Source organism: Kitasatospora sp. NPDC001539, assembly GCF_040298565.1.
Lineage (GTDB): Bacteria > Actinomycetota > Actinomycetes > Streptomycetales > Streptomycetaceae > Kitasatospora.
Genome location: NZ_JBEPAK010000303.1, coordinates 1 through 7351, shown reverse-complemented (window position 1 = coordinate 7351; position 7351 = coordinate 1). Strand labels below are relative to the sequence as shown.

General features: G+C 73.2%; 8 protein-coding genes. 7 read left to right on the top strand and 1 reads right to left on the bottom strand.

The genetic code is table 11. The annotated features are described in order from the left end of the window. Positions 1-13: 13 nt before the first annotated feature. Positions 14-1708: an FAD-dependent oxidoreductase gene (locus ABT247_RS29920; RefSeq protein WP_350748686.1), complete on the bottom strand. Its 1695-nt coding sequence runs from the start codon at positions 1706-1708 to the stop codon at positions 14-16. Positions 1709-2010: 302 nt separating this feature from the next. Between ABT247_RS29920 and ABT247_RS29915 the strand changes: the two genes are divergently transcribed. The 7 genes from ABT247_RS29915 (at position 2011) to ABT247_RS29885 (ending at position 7247) form a co-directional block, all read left to right on the top strand. After that, the gene (locus ABT247_RS29915) at positions 2011-3174 is read left to right on the top strand and encodes a SchA/CurD-like domain-containing protein (RefSeq protein WP_350748684.1); all 1164 of its coding nucleotides are present in this window, start codon (positions 2011-2013) and stop codon (positions 3172-3174) included. Between the two features lie 31 nt (positions 3175-3205). Continuing rightward, positions 3206-3631 (top strand): cupin domain-containing protein, encoded by a 426-nt coding sequence (locus tag ABT247_RS29910; RefSeq protein WP_350748681.1) that lies wholly within the window; start codon positions 3206-3208, stop codon positions 3629-3631. Continuing rightward, positions 3628-4884, top strand: a complete 1257-nt coding sequence (locus ABT247_RS29905) for a beta-ketoacyl-[acyl-carrier-protein] synthase family protein (RefSeq protein ID WP_350748679.1) — start codon at positions 3628-3630, stop codon at positions 4882-4884. Before ABT247_RS29910 ends, ABT247_RS29905 begins: the two co-directional genes overlap by 4 nt. Before the next feature lie 5 nt (positions 4885-4889). Next, positions 4890-6131 (top strand): beta-ketoacyl synthase N-terminal-like domain-containing protein, encoded by a 1242-nt coding sequence (locus ABT247_RS29900; protein ID WP_350748676.1) that lies wholly within the window; start codon positions 4890-4892, stop codon positions 6129-6131. Positions 6132-6203: 72 nt separating this feature from the next. Further along, positions 6204-6464, top strand: a complete 261-nt coding sequence (locus ABT247_RS29895; RefSeq protein ID WP_350748673.1) for an acyl carrier protein — start codon at positions 6204-6206, stop codon at positions 6462-6464. Between the two features lies 1 nt (position 6465). Beyond that, positions 6466-6921 carry an SRPBCC family protein gene (locus tag ABT247_RS29890; RefSeq protein WP_350748670.1) on the top strand — a complete coding sequence of 152 codons (456 nt, stop codon included), beginning with the start codon at positions 6466-6468 and terminating at the stop codon, positions 6919-6921. Continuing rightward, complete coding sequence (locus ABT247_RS29885; RefSeq protein ID WP_350748667.1) at positions 6918-7247, top strand: TcmI family type II polyketide cyclase; 330 nt, start codon at positions 6918-6920, stop codon at positions 7245-7247. The genes ABT247_RS29890 and ABT247_RS29885 overlap by 4 nt, the downstream gene beginning before the upstream one ends. Positions 7248-7351 lie beyond the last annotated feature (104 nt).

The following is a 7351-nucleotide window of genomic DNA, read 5'->3' as shown; positions in this document are numbered from 1 at the left end:
AGGGTGTCCGGGATCATCTTCTTGAAGTCCGAGGTGAGGTGCTTGCCGCCCGGCTGCTCGTAGTACTCGAGGGACACCGGCGGCACGGCCTTGGCACCGCCCGCAGCACGGCCTCGACCTCGGCCTCCGAGTCGTCGACCGGGCCCGGCGAGCGCCAGGCCACGAAGCCGTCGGGGCGCACCAGCAGCGCACCCTCCGGGCCGATGCCGTGCAGCGCGGCGAAGTCCGCGCCCGGCTCCGGGGCCAGGTCGTCCTCGGGGCCGTCACCGATCCGGTAGGCGTCCAGCGGGACGGCCAGCCGGTCGGCCGCCCGCCGGGCGCCCTGCTGCCAGGCCGTGCCGCCGGGGCCGGTGAGCAGCACCATCGCCTGCTCGTAGAGGTCCAGCGTGGACAGCCGCACGCCCGCGCGCAGCAGCCACTGGTGCGGCGCGCGGCTGCCCGGCTCACCGGTCGACTCGAACTTTTCGGGTACGACCGGACCCTCCGGGTCCGTGCCGAGCACCGCGCCCTGCGGGTAGCGGTAGCCGAGGGCCACCGCCAGCACCCCGGCCTGGCGGCCGACGCCCGGGACCACCGCGTAACCGGGGTGGCTGTGCTCCGCGGAGCGGGCCGACGCGCGCTCGCTGGTCACCCGGGCGACCGGGCGGCGCTCCTGCCCGTACGTCTCCAGCAGGCCGGGCCCGGCCCAGCCGCACAGCACGGCGGCGATCTTCCAGGCCAGGTTGTGGGCGTCCTGGATGCCCGTGTTGGAGCCGAAGGCGCCGGTCGGGGACATCTCGTGGGCGGAGTCCCCGGCGAGGAAGACCCGCCCCGAGCCGTACCGCTCGGCGACCCGTTCGGCGGCGTGCCAGGGCGCCTTGCCGGTGACCTCGACGTCCAGCTCCGGCAGGCCGACGGCGGCCCGGATGTGGCGCTCGCAGCGCTCGTCGGTGAAGGCCTCCAGCGGCTCGCCGTGCTCCGGGTGCCAGGGCGCGTGGAAGACCCACTCCGTCTGGTTGTCCACCGGCAGCAGCGCGCCGTCCGCCTCCGGGTTGGTCAGGTAGCAGGCGATGAAGTGCCGGTCGCCGACCACCTCGGCCAGCCGCTTCGCCCGGAAGGTGATGCTGACGTTGTGGAACAGCTCGCCCTTGCCGGTCTGCGCGATGCCCAGCCGTTCGCGCACCGGGCTGCGCGGGCCGTCCGCCGCGATCAGGTACTCGGAGCGCACCACCCGCTCCTCACCGGTCTCCCGGCTGCGCAGCAGTGAGGTCACGCCGTCGGCGTCCTGCTCGAAGGAGACCAGCTCGGTGCTGAACCGCAGGTCGCCGCCGAGTTCGCGGGCCGCCCGCAGCAGCACCGGCTCCAGGTCGTTCTGGCTGCACAGGCACCACGAGCTGGGGCTGAACCGGGCCAGCTTCCCACCCGGGTCGATCTCCCGGAACAGCCACTCCTGCTCCGCGCCGGTCAGCGAGGGCGCCTGGAGGATGCCGTGGTTGGGCGCCAGCACCGAGGCCGCCTCGCGGATCGCCGGCTCGACCCCGGCTCCCCGGTACAGCTCCATCGTGCGGACGTTGTTGCCTCGGCCACGCGGGTGATGCGAGGTGTCGGCGTGCTTCTCGACCAGCAGGTGCGCGACACCCAACCGGCCGAGGAACAGCGAGGCCGACAACCCGACCAGGGAGCCGCCCACGATCAGCACCGGCACCCGGTCGTCAACCTTCGGATTCATCAATTGCTCCGCCCTGTAAGGGGATTCCGCGGCCCGGAGACTGAACTCGGCCGCTCTCGACGGGCCCGCTCGGCCGGGGGCCCCGCTCTTCCATCCCCCGCCCGGGGGCGGCTGTGCCGCCGCTTCGCCCGGATGGCTCGCAAATCTCGCGCCGCGCCCGGTGCGCCGCTCACGATCGACCTCAGGCCTGGCGCCGACTGTCCGGGCCGACCGCCACCGCACCTCCCTCCCCCAGGCCGGGAGCACCCGCCGGACGCGGCCGTCACGGCCCGCCGCGTGCGGCCCAGAGCAGAAAGTGGATCATGACAACTCTGTCCGAACCGCAGCCGAAGCAGCACGAAGAGTCCGACACCCGACTGAGGGTGGTGCTGATGCTGGAGATCCAGGACGGCGCCCAGCAGCGTTTCCTCGACGTCTACGAGAAGCTCCGCCACCAGGTGGCCTCGGTGCCCGGCCACGTCAGCGACCAGCTGTGCCAGTCGATCAACGACCCCCGCCAGTGGCTGATCACCAGCGAGTGGACGGACCAGGAGACCTTCCTGCAGTGGGTGGACAGCCCGGCGCACCGCGAGATGGTCAAGCCCATGCACGGCTGCGTCAGCGACAACTTCCGCTCCCTGCGCTACGCCGTCCTGCGGGAGACCTCGGCGGCCGGCTCCACGGGCTCCCGCGCCCCCATGGAGGTCCCGCCCGGTCTGCCCCGCAGCCAGCCCGCCGGGCACGTCGGCCCGCCGAAGGCCGCACCGGGGCCGGACGGCGTCGTCCGCCACGCGCTGACCTTCACGGTCAAGCCGGGCAGCGAGGCCGAGGTGGCCCGGATCCTGTCCGGCTACGCCTCGCCCAAGGCCGAGGTGGACGAGCACACCCGGCTGCGCCGCACCTCGCTGTTCATGCACGGCAACCGGGTGGTCAGGGCCGTCGAGGTGGTCGGCGACCTGGGCGACGCGCTGCGCCACGTGGCGATGCAGCCCGAGGTGCGGGCCGTCGAGGAGGAGATCAACCCGCACCTGGAGGAGGCCCGCGAGCTGGGCGACCCGATGGCCGCCCGCGCCTTCTTCGCCAGGGCGGCGCTGCCCGCCAGGCACCAGGCCGTCGCCGGCACGCCGGCCTCCGGGCGGCTGCACCGGCACGCCGTGCTGTACCCCGTCCGCCCGGGCCAGGGGCAGGCCCTCGCCGAGCTGCTCTTCGAGCACGACAACCTCGCCACCGCCGACCCGACCGGCCCGGTCGCGGCGGCCACCGTCTTCCAGCGCGAGGACATCGTGGTGCGGCTGGTCGACCTGCGGGTGCCGGCCGAGGCCGATCCGGCCGCCGCGCTCGGCGTGGCCGGCGACCGGGAGGCCGCCGAGCTGGCCCGGCTGCTGGACCTCGGTCCGCAGGGCGACCTGCGCACCGTCGCGGGCCTGAGCGCCTTCCTCGCCGCCCGCGCCATGAGCCCGGTCACCGACCGCAGCTCCGACGACTGACGTCCAGCCGACTCACGTAAGGGAAAGCACCATGACCACGCAGTATCCACCGATCGTCAACGTCGACGAGGCCCCGGAGAACCGGCGCCACGGCGCCGAACTGCGCACCATGCTCACCCCGACCAGCTGCGGGTCGACCAGCGGCTTCATGGGCCTGGCGATCGTCAAGCCCGGGGAGCGGATCAACGAGCACTACCACCCGTACTCCGAGGAGTTCGTGTACGTCGTCTGCGGCGAGCTGGAGGTGGACCTCGACGGGGAGACCCGGCCGCTCAAGGCCGACCAGGGCCTGATGATCCCGATCAACATGCGGCACCGCTTCCGCAACGTCGGTGACACCGAGGCCCGGATGGTCTTCCACTGCGGCCCGCTCGCCCCGCGCCCCGACCTCGGCCACGTCAGCACCGAGGAGTCCGCCGCCTCCGGACCGCCGGAACACGCCAAGGTGGCCCGGTGACACGGCGCGTCGCCGTCACGGGCATCGGTGTGGTCGCGCCCGGAGGGATCGGGATCCCCGCCTTCTGGGACCTCCTGACGGCCGGCCGCACCGCCACCCGGGGCATCACCCTCTTCGACCCGGCCGGGTTCCGCTCCCGGATCGCCGCCGAGTGCGACTTCGACCCGGCGGCCCACGGCCTGAGCCCGGAGGACGTCCGACGGGCCGACCGCTACGTGCAGTTCGCGATGGTCGCGGCCGACGAGGCGATCGCCGACGCGGGCCTGGACCTGGCCGCCGAGGACCCGTGGCGGATCTCCGTCTCGCTGGGCACCGCCGTCGGCGGCACCACCCGGCTGGAACACGACTACGCCCTGGTCAGCGCCGGCGGCGCGCGCTGGGACGTGGACCACCGGCAGGCCGAGCCGCAGTTGCACCGCGCTTTCGCCCCCAGCACCCTGGCCTCCGCGGTGGCCGAGCGGGTCGGCGCCCACGGCCCGGTGCAAACCGTCTCCACCGGCTGCACCTCCGGCCTGGACGCGATCGGCTACGGCTTCCAGGCCGTCGAGGAGGGACGCGCCGACATCTGCGTGGCCGGCGCCTCCGACTCCCCGATCTCGCCGATCACCGTCGCCTGCTTCGACGCCATCAAGGCCACCAGCGAGCGCAACGACGACCCGGAGCACGCCTCCCGCCCCTTCGACGCGGACCGGGACGGCTTCGTCCTCGGCGAGGGCGGCGCCGTGCTGGTGCTGGAGGAGCTGGAGCACGCCCGCCGACGCGGCGCCCGGATCTACGGCGAGGTGGGCGGCTTCGCCACCTTCGGCAACGCCTACCACATGACCGGCCTCACCAAGGAGGGGCTGGAGATGTCCCGGGCGATCGACCACGCGCTCGACCACGCCCGGGTCGACCGCACCGACGTCGACTACGTCAACGCGCACGGCTCGGGCACCAAGCAGAACGACCGGCACGAGACCGCCGCGGTCAAGCGCTCGCTGGGCGACCACGCCTTCCGGACGCCGATGAGCTCGATCAAGTCGATGGTCGGGCACTCGCTCGGTGCCATCGGCGCGATCGAGGTGGTCGCCTGCACCCTGGCGCTCGCCCACGGCGTGGTGCCGCCGACCGCCAACTACGAGACTCCGGACCCGGAGTGCGACCTCGACTACGTGCCGCGCACCGCGCGCGAGCTGCCGCTGAGCCACATCCTCTCGGTCGGCAGCGGATTCGGCGGATTCCAGTCCGCCGTCGTGCTCAACAGAACGGGGTGAGTTCCATGACGTCACGTCAGCAGGGCCGCCGGGCGGTGGTCACCGGCCTCGGCGTGGTGGCGCCGAACGGCGTCGGGGCCGACGCCTTCTGGAAGGCCACCAGGCAGGGCGTGAGCGTCCTCGACCGGATATCCCGTGAGGGCTGCACCGAGCTGCCGCTCAAGATCGCGGGCGAGGTACGGGACTTCGATCCGGCGTCCGCGATCGACAACCGCTACCTCGTGCAGACCGACCGGTTCACGCACTACGCGATGGCCGCCGCCGACCTGGCGGTGCGGGACGCCGGCTTCCGCCCCGATCCCGAACAGCCCTTCGCGGTCGGCGTGGTGACCGCGGCCGGCTCCGGCGGCGGCGAGTTCGGCCAGCGCGAGCTCCAGCAACTCTGGGGCCAGGGGCCGAAGTTCGTCGGCCCGTACCAGTCGATCGCCTGGTTCTACGCGGCCAGCACCGGGCAGATCTCGATCCGCGGCGGCTACAAGGGCCCGTGCGGGGTGGTCGCCAGCGACGAGGCCGGCGGCCTGGACGCCCTCGCGCACGCCGCCCGCGCCATCGAGCGGGGCACCGACGCACTGGTGGTCGGCGCCGCCGAGGCCCCGCTCGCGCCGTACTCGATGGTCTGCCAGCTCGGCTATCCCGAGCTGAGCCTGGCCGACCAGCCCGACGCGGCCTACCTGCCGTTCACCGCCCACGCCTGCGGGTTCGCGCCGGCCGAGGGCGGCGCGATGCTCCTGCTCGAGGACGAGCAGGTGGCCCGGCGGCGCGGCGCCACCGTCCGGGCGCAGGTCGCCGGACACGGCGCGACCTTCACCGGGGCCTCCCGCTGGGAGGAGTCCCGCGAGGGGCTGGCCGCGGCGATCCGGATCGCGCTGGACGAGGCCCGGACGGCGCCCGAGGAGGTCGACGTGGTCTTCGCGGACGCGCTCGGCGTCCCCGCCGCGGACCGGGCCGAGGCCCTCGCGCTGGCCGACGCACTCGGCCCGGCGGTCGAGCACGTCCCGGTCACCGCCCCCAAGGCCGGTACCGGACGGGCCTACTGCGGCGCGCCGATGCTGGACGTGACCGCCGCCGTGCTGGCCATGGAGGACGGCGTGCTGCCGCCCACCCCCAACGTCACCGAGGTCTGCCACGACCTCGCCCTGGTGACCGGTCGCGCCCGCCCGGCCGAGCTGCGCACCGCACTGGTGCTCAGCCGCGGGCTGATGGGCTCCAACTCCGCGCTGGTGCTCCGGCGCGGCGACCGGCCCTGATCCCGGGCCCGCCACCCCGGGGCCCGACCCCGTCCACCTCCCTCCTCCGTTCCTCCTTCGAAGGGAAATCCCGTGAGCAACACCCTCAGCTATACGGAGCTGGCCGACCTGCTCCAGGCCCGGGCCGGCGTCACCGTCGACCCCGACGACATGCGGCAGCCGGACGCCCGGTTCGAGGAGTTCGGCATCGACTCCCTCGGGCTGCTCGGCGTCGTCGGCGAGCTGGAGAACCGGCACGGCCTCAAGATCACCTCCGGTGCCGAATCCGCCAAGACGCCCGCCGAGTTCATGGAGCTGGTCAACGCCTCCCTCGCGACGAAGGCTGGTGCCTGAGATGCCCGGACACACCGACAACGAGATCGTCATCAACGCTCCCCTCGACCTGGTCTGGGAGATGACCAACGACCTGGAGAACTGGCCCGAGCTGTTCAGCGAGTACGCCTCGGTCGAGGTGCTGGAGCGGGACGGCGACCGGGTGCGGTTCCGGCTCACCATGCACCCCGACGAGAACGGCATGGTGTGGAGCTGGGTCTCCGAGCGCACCACCGACAAGCCCTCGCTCGCGGTCAACGCCCGCAGGGTGGAGCCCGGCCCGTTCGAGTTCATGGAGATCCGCTGGGAGTACGCGGAGGTCCCGGCCGGCACCAAGATGCGCTGGATCCAGGACTTCGCGATGAAGCCCACCGCCCCCGTGGACGACGAGGGCATGGTCAACCACATCAACAAGAACTCGCGGATCCAGATGCAGCTGATCCGCGAGAAGGTCGAGAAGCGGGCGGCCGAGCAATGAGCGGGACCCATCGCGCCCTGATCGTCGCCCGGATGAAGCCCGAGTCGGCCCCGGACATCGCCGAGGTGTTCGCCGACTCCGACCGGGGCGAACTGCCCCACCTGATCGGCGTCACCGGCCGCAGCCTCTTCCAGTTCGGCGACGTCTACCTGCACCTGATCGAGGCCGACCGCCCGCCGGGACCGGCCGTCGCCAAGGTCCTCGGCCACCCGGAGTTCCGGTCCGTCAGCGACCGCCTGACCGCCTTCGTCCAGGCCTACGACCCGGCCACGTGGCGCGAGCCGAAGGACGCCATGGCGCGCGAGTTCTACCGCTGGGAGCGCTGAGCTCCCGCGCGCCCGCATGGGCCCGCCCCCGGCCGTGCGGCGGGGGGGGGCCCATTTGCGGAACAGTGGATGTGCCGACCAGTTGATGTGCGGAACACATCGCC